Origin of the sequence: Chryseobacterium sp. CCNWLW53, from assembly GCF_037083525.1 — a bacterium.
Taxonomy (GTDB): Bacteria; Bacteroidota; Bacteroidia; order Flavobacteriales; family Weeksellaceae; genus Chryseobacterium; species Chryseobacterium lathyri.
Map to the genome: position 1 here is coordinate 26,445 of NZ_JBAOJR010000002.1, position 13,109 is coordinate 39,553.

At 38.2% G+C, this 13,109-nt stretch carries 14 protein-coding genes; 4 read left to right on the plus strand and 10 right to left on the minus strand.

The window, feature by feature from the left end; all coding sequences use genetic code 11:
• Positions 1 to 5 precede the first annotated feature (5 nt).
• Complete coding sequence (locus tag V6R96_RS05175; protein WP_111960970.1) at positions 6 to 389, minus strand: DUF1634 domain-containing protein; 384 nt, start codon at positions 387 to 389, stop codon at positions 6 to 8.
• Positions 389 to 1,219 (minus strand): sulfite exporter TauE/SafE family protein, encoded by an 831-nt coding sequence (locus V6R96_RS05180; protein WP_111960971.1) that lies wholly within the window; start codon positions 1,217 to 1,219, stop codon positions 389 to 391. The genes V6R96_RS05175 and V6R96_RS05180 overlap by 1 nt, the downstream gene beginning before the upstream one ends.
• 85 nt (positions 1,220 to 1,304) lie before the next feature.
• Here V6R96_RS05180 and V6R96_RS05185 point away from each other — a divergent pair, with 85 nt between their 5' ends.
• The 3 genes from V6R96_RS05185 (at position 1,305) to V6R96_RS05195 (ending at position 3,611) form a co-directional block, all read left to right on the plus strand.
• Entirely contained in the window at positions 1,305 to 1,856 is a 552-nt protein-coding gene (locus V6R96_RS05185; RefSeq protein WP_223558916.1) for a DUF1543 domain-containing protein, read from the plus strand.
• Positions 1,857 to 1,898: 42 nt separating this feature from the next.
• The gene (locus V6R96_RS05190; RefSeq protein WP_336378203.1) at positions 1,899 to 3,011 is read left to right on the plus strand and encodes a 5-(carboxyamino)imidazole ribonucleotide synthase; all 1,113 of its coding nucleotides are present in this window, start codon (positions 1,899 to 1,901) and stop codon (positions 3,009 to 3,011) included.
• Positions 3,012 to 3,416: 405 nt separating this feature from the next.
• A complete protein-coding gene (locus V6R96_RS05195) occupies positions 3,417 to 3,611 on the plus strand; it encodes a bacteriocin-like protein (RefSeq protein ID WP_146897209.1) in 195 nt (64 codons plus the stop codon).
• Between the two features lie 62 nt (positions 3,612 to 3,673).
• Here V6R96_RS05195 and V6R96_RS05200 read toward each other — a convergent pair whose 3' ends face one another.
• The 4 genes from V6R96_RS05200 to V6R96_RS05215 all read right to left on the minus strand — a co-directional run bounded on the left by V6R96_RS05200 (position 3,674) and on the right by V6R96_RS05215 (position 7,724).
• The gene (locus tag V6R96_RS05200) at positions 3,674 to 5,797 is read right to left on the minus strand and encodes a cation:proton antiporter (RefSeq protein WP_336378204.1); all 2,124 of its coding nucleotides are present in this window, start codon (positions 5,795 to 5,797) and stop codon (positions 3,674 to 3,676) included.
• Between the two features lie 8 nt (positions 5,798 to 5,805).
• The gene (locus V6R96_RS05205) at positions 5,806 to 6,372 is read right to left on the minus strand and encodes a hypothetical protein (protein ID WP_336378205.1); all 567 of its coding nucleotides are present in this window, start codon (positions 6,370 to 6,372) and stop codon (positions 5,806 to 5,808) included.
• A gap of 160 nt (positions 6,373 to 6,532) precedes the next feature.
• Positions 6,533 to 7,438 carry a DMT family transporter gene (locus V6R96_RS05210; protein WP_223558920.1) on the minus strand — a complete coding sequence of 302 codons (906 nt, stop codon included), beginning with the start codon at positions 7,436 to 7,438 and terminating at the stop codon, positions 6,533 to 6,535.
• Between the two features lie 145 nt (positions 7,439 to 7,583).
• Positions 7,584 to 7,724, minus strand: coding sequence for a bacteriocin-like protein (locus V6R96_RS05215; protein WP_157963416.1), 141 nt, complete (start codon positions 7,722 to 7,724; stop codon positions 7,584 to 7,586).
• Between the two features lie 198 nt (positions 7,725 to 7,922).
• Between V6R96_RS05215 and purE the strand changes: the two genes are divergently transcribed.
• The gene (gene purE, locus V6R96_RS05220; protein WP_336378206.1) at positions 7,923 to 8,426 is read left to right on the plus strand and encodes a 5-(carboxyamino)imidazole ribonucleotide mutase; all 504 of its coding nucleotides are present in this window, start codon (positions 7,923 to 7,925) and stop codon (positions 8,424 to 8,426) included.
• Positions 8,427 to 8,480: 54 nt separating this feature from the next.
• On the opposite strand, the gene V6R96_RS05225 is transcribed toward purE, so the two are convergent.
• The 4 genes from V6R96_RS05225 to ahcY all read right to left on the minus strand — a co-directional run bounded on the left by V6R96_RS05225 (position 8,481) and on the right by ahcY (position 12,996).
• Complete coding sequence (locus V6R96_RS05225; protein ID WP_336378207.1) at positions 8,481 to 10,007, minus strand: BspA family leucine-rich repeat surface protein; 1,527 nt, start codon at positions 10,005 to 10,007, stop codon at positions 8,481 to 8,483.
• A gap of 128 nt (positions 10,008 to 10,135) precedes the next feature.
• Positions 10,136 to 10,528 (minus strand): inner membrane protein YiaA, encoded by a 393-nt coding sequence (gene yiaA, locus V6R96_RS05230; protein ID WP_111960669.1) that lies wholly within the window; start codon positions 10,526 to 10,528, stop codon positions 10,136 to 10,138.
• 236 nt (positions 10,529 to 10,764) lie between these two features.
• A complete protein-coding gene (locus V6R96_RS05235) occupies positions 10,765 to 11,568 on the minus strand; it encodes a hypothetical protein (RefSeq protein ID WP_336378208.1) in 804 nt (267 codons plus the stop codon).
• Positions 11,569 to 11,679: 111 nt separating this feature from the next.
• Positions 11,680 to 12,996 carry an adenosylhomocysteinase gene (gene ahcY / locus V6R96_RS05240; protein WP_111960665.1) on the minus strand — a complete coding sequence of 439 codons (1,317 nt, stop codon included), beginning with the start codon at positions 12,994 to 12,996 and terminating at the stop codon, positions 11,680 to 11,682.
• Between the last annotated feature and the right edge of the window lie 113 nt (positions 12,997 to 13,109).

Sequence of the window (13,109 nt, forward strand, 5' to 3'; positions counted from 1 at the left end):
AAAAATTAGTGGGCATAACCCGTAAAGAAGCTAACAGCCATAATAGCCAGCACGATTGAAGAAATGACTACATACACGTAGTCTTTTTCTTTTAAATACCCTACCAGGGCAAAAATAATCCTAACCAGAGGCGTAAAGATCAGCAGCAATATTCCCAGCTGGATGATGGCCATACCTTCTCCCTTGCATAAAGAATTCCAAAACATTCCCCATACCTTTTCAGAAGAGGAACCCATGTCCAGAGAAGTATATTTTTTAGGCATTTTAAAGCCTTCCATAAAAAGCTTAATAAAGCCGATCAATGATGTGGCCACAGACAAAATAACACCAAGCCTCAGAAGATTTCCTACCGAACGGTTCAGATCCACATCTGTAAAATTCTTTCTCATTATCTGAAACTTTTATTGATACCGTTATACATCATATATATTGATAAAATGGTGATCACAATTGCAAAGAATACTTTTAATTTCTTCGTTTTGGATACCATCAGGGTTTTTGAACCTATGAAACTTCCTACTACGACACCAATAAGTACCGGAGCCACAATTACAGGAATGATCTCGCCTCTCTGGAAGTAGATCAGGGCACTGGCCACAGCCGTTACACCAATCATAAAGTTACTCGTCGTTGTAGAAACCTTAAACGGCAACTTCATCATATTGTCCATCGCCAAAACCTTTAATGCACCGGAACCTATTCCTAAAAGTCCGGACATGGCACCGGCAAACAGCATCATCAGAAATCCCGAAACCGTATTTCTTGCAGAATAACTTTTTAAAACTCCTTTATCGGGAAAAGTTCCGTATAATTTCAGTTTTTCTTCAAGGCTTCCTTTTATCAATGGTTCCTGGTGATCAGGCTTTCCCTTAAGATTGATAATAACTGTTAATAAAAGGATACTTGCGAAAATAATTCCAATGGTATTGGGATTAAGCATTCCGGAAACTAATGCTCCGATAATCGCTCCGGCAGTAGTCCCGATTTCCAGAAACATGCCTATCCGCATATTCGTAAAACCTTCCTTCACGAAAGCTACGGCAGCACCCGAAGAAGTACCGATCACAGAAATTAAAGAAGCACCAATAGCATAATGCATCGGAACGCCGAAACCCAGCGTCAATAAAGGAATAATAATAACTCCTCCTCCCAAACCTGTAAGTGAACCCAAAAGACCGGCGGAAACTGCGCCGAGAAACAGAATGATGATTTCTGACATGCTACAAATATAAAACTATTGTAGTACTCTGCCAAACGTTTAAAAAAGATAAATTTGACGTATTTTTGCAGTTATGAAAACTGAAATGAAATTATTTTATATCATTCTCGGTGCAACGCCCAAAGGCAGGAATATCGAGCAGCATGACGTTTTTTTCGGGATCGCAGAAAACCTTAAAGATCTTGTTCCCGATATGAAAGATTTCTGGAAAGAAGCAGAAGGAAAGATTCATGTGGACTGTTATCAGGAAGTGAGATTTGCAGACGGATATGAGGTGAAGATTGTTGAAAAAACAGATCTGCCATCCGAAGACCAGCTGTATTTCCTTAATTTAGGAGGGTACAAAAAAGGCTTTTTTGAAGAATTTCACGAACAACACCTGATGGTGGGGAAATCAATGGGAGAAATCATTAAAAGGGCAAAGGCGACAGAATTTTATGCGACAATGGGCTTTGAAGGAGCTGTAAGCCATATTGATGATAAGCACGGTGTTGATATTGATGATATCTTCAATGTCAATGATATTCTGCCGGAAAAAATGAAAGAAAAATATTCCATCATCCTTTCAAAATCTGAGGCAGAGAATCAGGAAAACCCAATAGGGCTTGGGTACTTAAAGATCGATAAAATTCAATAAAGCTTTCCATTAAAAAATCTAATAGAAAAAATAAAAGTAAGAATGAAAATAGGAATTTTAGGAGGCGGACAGCTCGGAAGAATGCTGATACAAAGCGCACTGAAATACGATGACCAATTTTATACACTGGACCCAGCTTCCGATGCACCGTGCAGCAGTATTTCCCACTTTACGCAGGGGAATTTCAACGATTATGATACGGTACTGAATTTCGGAAAAGATAAAGACGTGGTAACCATTGAAATAGAACACGTAAATGCAGATGCTTTAGCCGAGCTTGAACAACAGGGTGTGAAAGTAGTTCCCAATGCGGCCATTATTAAAACCATTCAACAGAAGATCCTCCAGAAAGAATTCTATAAAACATACGATATTCCAAGCCCTGAATTTCAGGTCGTTTGGGACAGCGAAGAAAAGATCATGATGCCTTTGCCGTTTGTGCAGAAAATGAATACAGGAGGTTATGACGGTAAAGGAGTTCAGGTAATTAAAACCGAAGGTGACTATCAACATTTATGGAAAGACGCTTCCGTGATAGAAAGTCTGGTCGACATAGACAAGGAACTTTCCGTAATCGTTGCCCGAAATGAAAACGGTGAAACCAAAACTTTTCCCGTAACAGAAATGGTAGCTGATCCAAAGCTGAATTTACTGGATTTTAATATCTGTCCCGTATTTCTAAGTGACGATATCCAGAAGCAGATCGATTCCATTACTGAGAAATTTCTAAATGCTGTAAATTCTCCAGGTCTTTTTGCCATCGAATTATTCCTTGACAAAAATGGAAAAGTATGGGTGAATGAGACAGCTCCGAGGCTGCATAATTCAGGTCACCAAAGCCAGGAAGGAAATACCAATTCCCAGTTTGAGCAGATGTACCGGGTTGTAAAAAACCTGCCATTGGCAGACACAGATGCTTTCACTTACAGCGGAATGCTTAACCTTGTTGGCGCAGAAGGACATGCAGGAAAAGTGATCTATGAAGGAATGGATGATGTTCTTAAGTTACCGAAAACCTACATTCATCTCTACGGGAAAACCGAAACCAAACCAGGACGAAAAATGGGACACATCAATGTTCTGGCTGACTCCAGAGAAGAGCTGATGGAAAAGCTGGTGAAGGTGAAAAGCATGGTAAGGGTTATCGCTGAATAAAACTTAGATAAAAGAAAAAAGATAAAGAGCTGTAAAATCATTACAGCTCTTTTTATGTGATTCCAATCTGTCCGCTTCATCAAATCCAATTGTTGATTCCACCTTTACATTCCTTAAATTTACAATATAGTATTAGGCTTTTGCGTAGAAAAGATCTTTCTTATTGAGAAGCTTTTTATGGAATATTAAAGTTTTCTTATTTATTCAGAACCATTAACAATTTACAATGCCTTGTTATATTATCAAATATTACATTAGATGGTGACTTGTGTCTCTTTATAATATTATTTTACTTTTTTATGTGATTTTAATAAAAAAAATATGTTGAAATTGAAATAAAACATGTATTTTCATGATACGAATCCTAAAGTATAAAAGGAGGAGAAACATCAAATATTATTTACTATGAAAAATTTAAAAAAAATTTCAAGAGAATCTTTAAAATCTGTAAAAGGAGGAATTACTCCGGAATGTGCACAATGGTGGGGCTCAGGGCAGCCATATTATACAAGTCAGACTGCCTGTCTTCAATCTCCAAATTATGACCCTGATATTAATTTGGGTTGTCATAATGCTTGTGGACGTTGGTACATACAATAAAGATACCCCTTTGGTAGCCTAAGGTCGGAAGATTTTTCTTCCGGCTTTTTTATTTATTCCTGTCATTTAAAAATCTTCTGGATTACATTTCCAATCTCCACAAAATCCCCATGGTTCCCTACTGAACGTATCTCCGGGCTGTTTTCATCAAATTCTGAAAATGGGAAGATCAACAGATAATTATTATCATTTAAATATTTGTTCAGTAATTCCGGGATAAGTCTCATCCGAGGAATATAGGACTTCATGCCTCGTTTGGCCATCAGGACAATCAGTGCTTCATCTTCTTTCAATTTAGCTGCTGTTTTTTCGCCGTCCTGCCAGGTACTCATAATGATAAATTCTGCTTCTATATTGGCTTTTTTAACAATCTTCTGAAGAATATCCAGAATATTTTCCGGAGCATAAAAAACTACACTGGCACCGGAATTTCTGGCAATATTCCATACCCTCAGAAGTGCATGGAAAAATCCTGCTTCCTTATGGGCATTCTCCGGGACCATCACTGCATATTTCTTTATCGTGGATAGTGGCTGTGCGGCATGATATACCAGTACATTCACATCATCATTCTGAAGATAACCGCTGTAAAGGTTGTACACAAAAGAGGGGGAAAAGCCTTTCTCATCCTCCAGACCGATAATAAGATCGGTAATATTCTGCTCCTTAATGACATTTTTAACCCCATTGATCACATCATTGTCATACCTTTTAAGAGACTGCATTTTAACGTCAGCGGCGGCGGCTGCATCGGCTGCCTGATGGAGAAGTTTTTCAGCATTTTTCACTGAAGATTCATTTTTATCCTCATTAATCACATTCAAAGCGAACAGGTTTTCTGTATTAGAATGGGCCTTGATTAAAATACCCAGATTCACCATTCTCTCCACGGTTTCCTCATGGTTAATAGCCAGAAGGATATTTTCCTCTTCATGGCTGTTGCCGGAAACTGTATCTTCATTGTCACTTTCTGCAATTTTTTGGGCACTGGCCATTGAAATAAATGAAGAGATGGTACAGGAAATAAGGATCAGAAGAATACTTCCGTTCAGTACATGCTCATTTAGTAATCTTACCGGTTCGCCGGTCTCAGTTTCAGAAAGAATAATATTGTATCCCACCATTACGGAGGCTAATGTTGCTGCTGCAGAAGCGGAGCTCAGTCCGAAAATAAGCTTTCCTTCATCCTTGGACAGCCGGAATGTCTTTTGGGTCATTACCGCTGAGATATACTTTCCTCCGATGGATGCAACGAGCATAATTCCCGCTACTTCCAGTGTTTCCCAACTTTTAAAGAAAACTTTAAAGTCGATCAGCATTCCTACACTGATCAGGAAGAACGGAATGAAAATCGCATTTCCTACAAATTCTACTCTGTTCATTAAAGATGAGGTATGCGGAATCAGCCTGTTTAGAGCAAGTCCGGCAAAGAACGCGCCGATAATAGCTTCCACCCCGGCAAGTTCAGCAAGCATTGCTGCCAGATAAATCATCACAAGGACAAAAATATACTGTGAAATCTTATCATCTACCTTTTTGAAGAACCATCGTCCTATTATAGGGAATACAATCAAAACAATGAGAGCAAAAACGATAAAGGAAACAGAGAGTTTAACCCAAAACTCCGTACCTACATCACCCTGCGACATTCCTACAATCACGGCAAGCACCAAAAGCGCCAGAATATCAGTAATCATGGTTCCGCCGACTGTAATATTTACTGCTTTATTTTTGGCAATTCCCAATTTGCTGACCAATGGGTAGGCGATCAGTGTGTGTGAAGAAAAAAGGCTTGCAAAAAGAATGGAAGTCAATATAGAGAAATGCAACAGATAGTAACCGCCCAGATAACCCAGAACGAACGGAACAGTAAATGTGTAGATTCCGAAAGTAAGGCTTTTCCATTTATTTTTTTTAAAATCACCCATATCAATTTCTAGTCCTGCAAGAAACATGATATAAAGAAGGCCTGTAGTTCCCGTTACAACAATGCTGCTGTCTCTTGCCAGCACATTAAAACCGTTTGGTCCTATTACAGCTCCTGCAATGATAAGGCCCAACAGGTGCGGAACTTTAATTTTATTCAGAAGCAGGGGAGCGGCAAGGATAATAACCAGTACCAACAGGAATTTTAGAACCGGATCTTCTATAGGAAAATTCAGATTATGTATACTCAGTAAAATCATAGGTGTTTTTATTTTGTGGAACGTACTAATTCGACGGAAAATTTGGCTGTACAGCCATTGTCGGCAATAATAGTTCTTGTGCCTTTCAGTTTGGTATCCGAAATATCGTTAAGCAGGACATTCATTTCTACTTTCTTTTGAGAAGTGGAATCTGTCCTGAAATTAAGCTTAATCTCATTATGCTCAAACTTTCCGGAATAAACCCTTACCAGGTTATTGTTATTGATGATTTTTGCTGACAGATGAATAGAGTCACTGTCGAATTCCCAGGTATCCGTACGCTGATCACCCACTACATAGTCATTGCAATTAGATTCTGTACAGATGACTTTTCCGGTCCATGGTCCTGAGATTTCTTCCGGCCATAAAGCGATCCTAACGGAATCTTTTTTTGCAAAAATACTGTCCCTCATTTTTAAAAGAGACTGATATTCAGATTCTTTTTGAGCGAATGTTTTTTCTTTTTCGAGCAACTGTTTTTCCCTTTCTGTCAGATTTTTTTCTTTTTCCTTATAATCACAGCTGATCAGTAAAAATGAGCCGGCAAAAAGGATAAAAAATGTGTTTTTAAGCATATTGTCAGTGTTGGTGTAAACAATATAAGGAAAAATAAGGAAAATATAAAATCTCCCTGCCCCTATCCGCTCAAATTCGGGAAAAATTACGCCGTTGAAATCAATAGTTTTGACTTCAACGAATTGGAATATCCACCCATTGGACGGTCTAATTTCATTATTATTCCATTTTTTGTTTTTTGAACATTTGCGGATTATAATTAATGATGAATACACCAAGGATGATCAGTATGGCTGCAATGATAAATTTGACGCTGATTTCCTCATTAAGAATCAGCCAGCTTAAAAATATAGAGATGAGGGTATTGATGTAGGCAAGTATTGATATCTGTACCGGCGAAATCTTTGTTAAAGCATAATGAAAAGCAAAAAATGCTGCTACAGAGCCAAAAACGGCCAGATAAAGCATAGCAGATATGCTTTTTAAGCTCCAGTTCTCAAAATTATAATTTTCTGAAAGCAGAAATGCAAAAATAATCTGTACGATCCCGGCAAACAGAAACTGGTAAAACAGATTCAGAAAAATATTGCCACTCTGGATATTCATTTTTTTCGTAAAGATTGTTCCTGAAGCCCAGCCTGCAATGGCAATAAACAGAAACAGGATTCCTAAGGCATAGTCCGGATTTTTGAGATCATGAATACCATCCCAAAATATGAAAACAATCCCACTGAAAGACAGGATGATACCGATAAAAGCCCTTGCATGGAACTTCTGAAGTCCAAATGCCAGGCTTCCCAGAAAAACGAGAATGGGGGAGCAGGCACTGATCAGGGATGTAAGGCTGCTGGTAACCTCTTCTTCCGCTACCGTCGTCATTCCGTTTGCAATAATCAGCATTAATGACGAAAAAATAAGCTGGTATTTCAGCTTTTCCCAACCAATCCATTTAAATTCTTTCCTGTACAGAAGAATCAGAAACATAATAATAGCGGCCAGAAACTGACGTATTCCGGCGACAAACCATGCGGGAATGGTCTCGACTGCTACCCTGATCGACAAAAAGGTAGTTCCCCATACAATGGCAACGGTCAGTACTGCAAAAGTAAGTTTATAATCTTTCAATGTAGAAATTAAATAGGCCAAGCAAATATACAGGTTATGAAATTAAGCGGATGGGTACAGTTGCTGTGTTTTTTGAAGGCTCAGAAGAACGGGTAAAATATGTAACAATAAAAAAGAGTACACTTTTAATGTACTCTTTTGGCTTTTAAGGTTGGAATCCTCCGCATGTGTCAAAAGGAACACATTGCCATTTGCCGTTTCTAAAGCAAAGCTGGAATGAGCAGGCCTCCATACCTCCTAAAACTTTTTTTAGTTCTTCTTTTTTAAGCTTTTTTAAATTTTTCATTTTGAATAAATTTTATGTTGGTTAGTGAAACAAATATTGTAAAAAAATGATAACAGTGAATCAAGATTAACACAGTTTAACTTTTTTTGATTTATAAAGCGAAATCTTTTTATCTTTTTTAGACTGGAAGGCAGGAAGAAATGTATACTTCAAAAAAGGTTATATTTTTTTATCTTTGACGATCTAATAAAAATTGAGATGGTAGGAATTATAATGGGCAGCCAGAGCGATCTGCCGATCATGGAACAGGCTGCAAATTTTTTGAAAAGCCTCGATATTCCATACGAACTGACGGTAGTTTCGGCGCACAGAACACCGGAAAGAATGTTTGATTATGCAAAAACGGCAAAGGAAAGAGGCCTTAAAGTGATCATTGCAGGAGCCGGCGGGGCAGCACATCTTCCGGGAATGGTAGCCAGTTGTACCACCTTACCTGTGATTGGGGTTCCAATCCTGTCCAGCAATTCTATTGACGGTTGGGATTCTGTACTGTCTATTCTTCAGATGCCGGGTGGAATTCCTGTAGCAACGGTAGCTTTAAACGGAGCTTTGAATGCAGGAATATTAGCAGTGAAAATCTTAGGAAGTGCGGATGAAGCGATTGCTGAAAACCTTCAGAAATATCAGGATTCTTTAAAAGACAAAGTATTGGGAACGGTGGATGATATCAAAGCCATTCACCCGAATCATTTTGATCTTTAATAGCACATACACCAAGACAAAATCGCCCTATCAGAAGATAAGGCGATTTTTGTTTTATTTCCTGATAAATTTAAAAGACCGGATTTTTTCTTTTGAAATAAGCTGCAGCATATAATTTCCCGGTAGTAAAGATTCTACATTGATGCTATCTCCTTTTATATGGTCTTTCATTAATATTCTGCCTGATGTATCCAGAATTATATAAGAAATGATTTCCGGCATATTCCTGATAAAAATGCTATGATGCACGGGGTTGGGATAGATAGATCCGCTTTCTTCCAAATGTGAGTCTGAAACAGATAATACACGGCAATCTCCAGGCAGATCATAAGTGAAAATCCAGCCTTTGGCAATCAGGATGTTTCTTTTATCAATAATATCCGAAGAATAGGAAAGGGGCTGCAGCGGGCCCAGATTAATATTATTTGCTGTATTGATATTCATGGCCCATCCGGAGAGGGTTTTGCTGTAATTTGTACAGTTAATCCCCGAATTATAAAAAGCCGTGTGCGCATCGGTAAGAAATGGAAGATTCCAGTTTTCCAGACTTTGATTAAAATGTACCGCTCCTGTAAACATCGTACTGATAGTAGTCACTTTGCTGGTATTCCATGAATCAAGAGGTTGGTTGAATGCGGTACAGCCATGAAACATATGGGAAATATCAGTGGCGTTGGAGATATTCCAATTGTTGAGCGGCTGATTAAAATTGGGGTTGAAATGGAAAAGGAAGGTCATATTGGTCACATTCGAAGTGTTCCAGTTGTTCAAGGGCTGATTAAAATTAAGTGTTTCAGCGAACATATACTGCATATTTGTAACATTTGATGTATTCCAGTTATTCAGATTCTGATTAAATTTTTTGTTATTGTAAAACATGTAACTGAAATTCCCGGCAGATGAAGTATCCCAAGAACCTATAGGTGTATCAAAATTATCCTGTGATAAAAAAGGAGGACAGGCGAACATATATTCAAAATTTATTATGGACGATGTATTCCAGGTGTCCATTGATGGGTTTCCCGCAAACTGTCTGATATTGTAAAACATATAGGATGCATCAGTAACCAGGGAAAGATCAGGTGCGTCGTATGCAGTCAGCTGGAGAGAAGGGCAGTTTGCAAATGCCCTCTTCATAGATGTCCATTGGATATTTCCCCATTGAACTATTTCCATAATCTTATCAATATTTCCGTAATTAGTCCATGAGTTGCCTATGTTGCTGCTGAATTGAATCTGTTTGAAAAGACCGTTTCCGTTGCTTGCTTTTACTTTATAAGTGGCATTGGCAGGAATGGGGTTCAGAGGAGCTCCGAACTGAATCAGTACCTGTTTGTTCGAATTGACATTCACCATTGTACCATTATGCTGGGGGTAGTTTACTTCTTCCCAAGTAATGGTGTAGTTTTCACCAATTCCGGGAAACCATATTTCATTAACCCCTGCCTGCACAGGAGCATCTATAGTGACGGAGTTCAGTGGTTGGAGGTTGGGTTTCCAGATTGTAATAAATTCATCCTGGGCCTTGATAGGTTGAAATAATAATATTATTGAAATAAATAATAGAATTTTATTAATCATATATTAGTTTTTTGGAAATAAATATATGTAAATTAATAAAATTCTGCAAATGGTGGAAAATCTATTCCTGTATTCTCATTATATTGCTTTTAATAAAAAAACGCTTCAATATTTGAAGCGTTTTTTTATTATTCCTGGATCATATTGTCCCGTGTATTTTTCTGGACGGAGATGGCTCCGAAAAGGGCGAGGAGAAATGCAAATGCATAAAATCCTTTTTCACTTGGAAGTATGGTGGCATTCCAAAGCCCAACTGCCAACAGCACGATGGAAGAAAGGGTGGCAAACCAGCAGATCCCATAATAGATATCCGTTACCGGGATATTTTCCAAACGGTCACGGACGGCTTTCTGCAAAGAAACTACGGCAAATAGCCCATAAAGAAGTATGGTAAAATAATATCCTTTTTCATTCAGCAGCATTTCTGCTCTGGCAAGACCTACGATGAAGCCTATCATTCCTGCTCCCAATGCTACCCAAGATGCGGCTACGAACGCATTTGATACTCTTTGTTTTTTCATTAATTAAATGTTTTTGTTTTAGGGGCTAAATATATTCATTTTTTCTAAACTTAACAGTCGTTGTACCCAAAATATGGGTAAAATACGGATACGGCAGTAATTAGGATTCCATTAGCCCCGATAGAAGCGGTTACCCCACAGCAGTGAGGCTTAAGTCTGGCGCGAGGAGTAGAAGCGGATAGCGGGAATAGCTTCAAAAAAGAAAAACTCTCCTAATGGAAAGTTTTCTGTAACCGTTACTGTGTAATATATTCGTAATTGTATTGCACGTAATTGTTTCCATTGGCTTCTTTTCCAACCACCTGAATGGGCAGTTGAGCGTTGTTGTACTGTATGGTATAGGTAATATTCTGATTTTGGGTCCAGCTTCCGTCACTGTTTTTGTAGCTTATTTTTTCTGCTGTATAATTGTTTTTGCTTAAAGAATAGGCTCTTTCCATCATAATTCTCATGTACTTGTTTGTATTGGTGAACGGACTTAATTTATCATCATACGAGAACTCTCTTTTATAAGCAAAGCTTATTGTTCCTCCGATGGTGGAAGTTTCCACGGAAATGTTGTCTCCGTTATAAGCATATGTGGAAGTACTGGGATTGGAGCAGTCTTCTGACTGGCAAAGGGTGGAAGATACGAGTTTACCGTTTGAATTATATGTATAAGTGCTTTTTCTGTTGAAATCCGGGTTCGTATAGATCGCTTTGATATCAACTAATTGATCACCATTATAATTAAATACAGCATAATACTCTAAAGTCTGAGTGGCTGTGTAGTAATTTACCTTTGTCGGTTTTCCGTTGCTATATTCGAAAACGGAAGATCTCCCTCCGGACAGCATTTTTATGAGCTCTCCCTGGCTGTTGTATTCGAATGTAGATACAGTGGTTTCAGGATTGGAAGGATTGTCGTAGTAAATGGTAGTGACTTTACTTAATAACAATTTTTTTTCTGAAGGATCATTTGTAATTTCGTTATCATCGCTGCTGCAGCTTGTAAAAATTGTCGCTGAGCCCATTAACCCCAGAAATAAATATTTTTTCATTCTCTTTTTTTATTTTTCAAAAATAAGGAATACTTGTTAGGTTTGAAAATAGAGCAATAAAAAAATCCCACTATATTGAATAATGGGATTGTATATAGATTAAAATAAATCTTAGTATCTGTAGTACTCAGGCTTGAATGGACCTTTCACATCTACACCGATATATTCAGCTTGTTCCGGAGAAAGAGTTTCCAGTTCAACGCTTAATTTTTTAAGGTGTAAAGCAGCTACTTTTTCATCTAAATGCTTAGGAAGCATATACACTTCGTTTTTGTAAGCAGCAGAATTGTTCCACAATTCGATCTGAGCCAAAGTCTGGTTAGAGAAAGAGTTAGACATTACAAAACTTGGGTGCCCTGTTGCACAACCAAGGTTTACCAACCTACCTTCAGCAAGAATGATTACTTCTTTCCCACCTTCTAAGGTGTAGATGTCTACCTGAGGTTTAACTTCAGATTTTGTCTGACCGTAGTTTTTGTTTAACCAGGCCATATCGATTTCATTGTCGAAGTGACCGATGTTACAAACGATCGCTTTATCTTTCATTTTAAGGAAATGTTCTCCTCTTACAATATTGAAGTTACCTGTAGTAGTGATGATGATATCTGCATTGTCTACAACTGTATCCAGTCTTTTTACTTCATAACCGTCCATGGCAGCCTGAAGTGCACAGATTGGATCGATTTCAGTAACGGTAACGATAGAACCAGCTCCTCTGAAAGAGGCAGCAGTACCTTTACCTACGTCTCCGTATCCGCAAACTACCACTCTTTTTCCGGCAAGCATAACATCTGTAGCTCTTCTTACAGCATCTACTGCAGATTCTTTACATCCGTATTTGTTGTCGAATTTAGATTTAGTTACCGAATCGTTTACGTTGATAGCAGGCATTACTAAAGTTCCATTCTTCATTCTTTCATAAAGTCTGTGTACACCTGTAGTGGTTTCTTCAGAAAGTCCTTTGATATCTTTTGTGAATTCAGGGTATCTATCGAAAACCATGTTCGTTAAATCTCCACCATCATCCAAAATCATATTCAATGGTTTTCTGTCTTCACCAAAGAATAAAGTCTGCTCAATACACCAGTCAAATTCCTCTTCGTTCAGACCTTTCCAGGCATAAACCGGAATTCCTGCAGCAGCAATAGCAGCAGCAGCGTGATCCTGTGTAGAGAAAATATTACAAGAAGACCAGGTAACTTCAGCTCCTAAAGCCACCAATGTCTCGATAAGAACAGCTGTCTGGATCGTCATGTGAAGACATCCGGCAATTCTTGCGCCTTTTAAGGGTTGAGATGGTCCGTATTCTTCACGGATAGACATCAAACCTGGCATTTCTGCTTCGGCAAGGGTAATTTCTTTTCTTCCCCATTCTGCTAGGGATATGTCCTTCACTTTGTAAGGAACGTATTGTGTTGTAGTACTCATATGTAATGAATAAGTTTAAATTCAATTGATAACGAACTGCAAAATTACAATTAATAATTAAGATAAAAAAACGAGAGACAGGGTTAGAGTTTATGAGATTATACATGATTTAA

Excerpts from the sequence above, each read along its gene's own strand:
- V6R96_RS05185 (WP_223558916.1), top strand. The coding sequence starts at position 1,305 with ATGAAATTATTTTATATCATTCTCGGTGCAACGCCCAAAGGCAGGAAT.
- yiaA (WP_111960669.1), bottom strand. The coding sequence starts at position 10,528 with ATGAAAAAACAAAGAGTATCAAATGCGTTCGTAGCCGCATCTTGGGTA.
- V6R96_RS05235 (WP_336378208.1), bottom strand. The coding sequence starts at position 11,568 with ATGAAAAAATATTTATTTCTGGGGTTAATGGGCTCAGCGACAATTTTT.
- V6R96_RS05215 (WP_157963416.1), bottom strand. The coding sequence starts at position 7,724 with ATGAAAAATTTAAAAAAGCTTAAAAAAGAAGAACTAAAAAAAGTTTTA.
- V6R96_RS05175 (WP_111960970.1), bottom strand. The coding sequence starts at position 389 with ATGAGAAAGAATTTTACAGATGTGGATCTGAACCGTTCGGTAGGAAAT.
- V6R96_RS05180 (WP_111960971.1), bottom strand. The coding sequence starts at position 1,219 with ATGTCAGAAATCATCATTCTGTTTCTCGGCGCAGTTTCCGCCGGTCTT.
- purE (WP_336378206.1), top strand. The coding sequence starts at position 7,923 with ATGGTAGGAATTATAATGGGCAGCCAGAGCGATCTGCCGATCATGGAA.
- V6R96_RS05200 (WP_336378204.1), bottom strand. The coding sequence starts at position 5,797 with ATGATTTTACTGAGTATACATAATCTGAATTTTCCTATAGAAGATCCG.
- V6R96_RS05190 (WP_336378203.1), top strand. The coding sequence starts at position 1,899 with ATGAAAATAGGAATTTTAGGAGGCGGACAGCTCGGAAGAATGCTGATA.
- V6R96_RS05225 (WP_336378207.1), bottom strand. The coding sequence starts at position 10,007 with ATGATTAATAAAATTCTATTATTTATTTCAATAATATTATTATTTCAA.
- V6R96_RS05195 (WP_146897209.1), top strand. The coding sequence starts at position 3,417 with ATGAAAAATTTAAAAAAAATTTCAAGAGAATCTTTAAAATCTGTAAAA.
- ahcY (WP_111960665.1), bottom strand. The coding sequence starts at position 12,996 with ATGAGTACTACAACACAATACGTTCCTTACAAAGTGAAGGACATATCC.
- V6R96_RS05205 (WP_336378205.1), bottom strand. The coding sequence starts at position 6,372 with ATGCTTAAAAACACATTTTTTATCCTTTTTGCCGGCTCATTTTTACTG.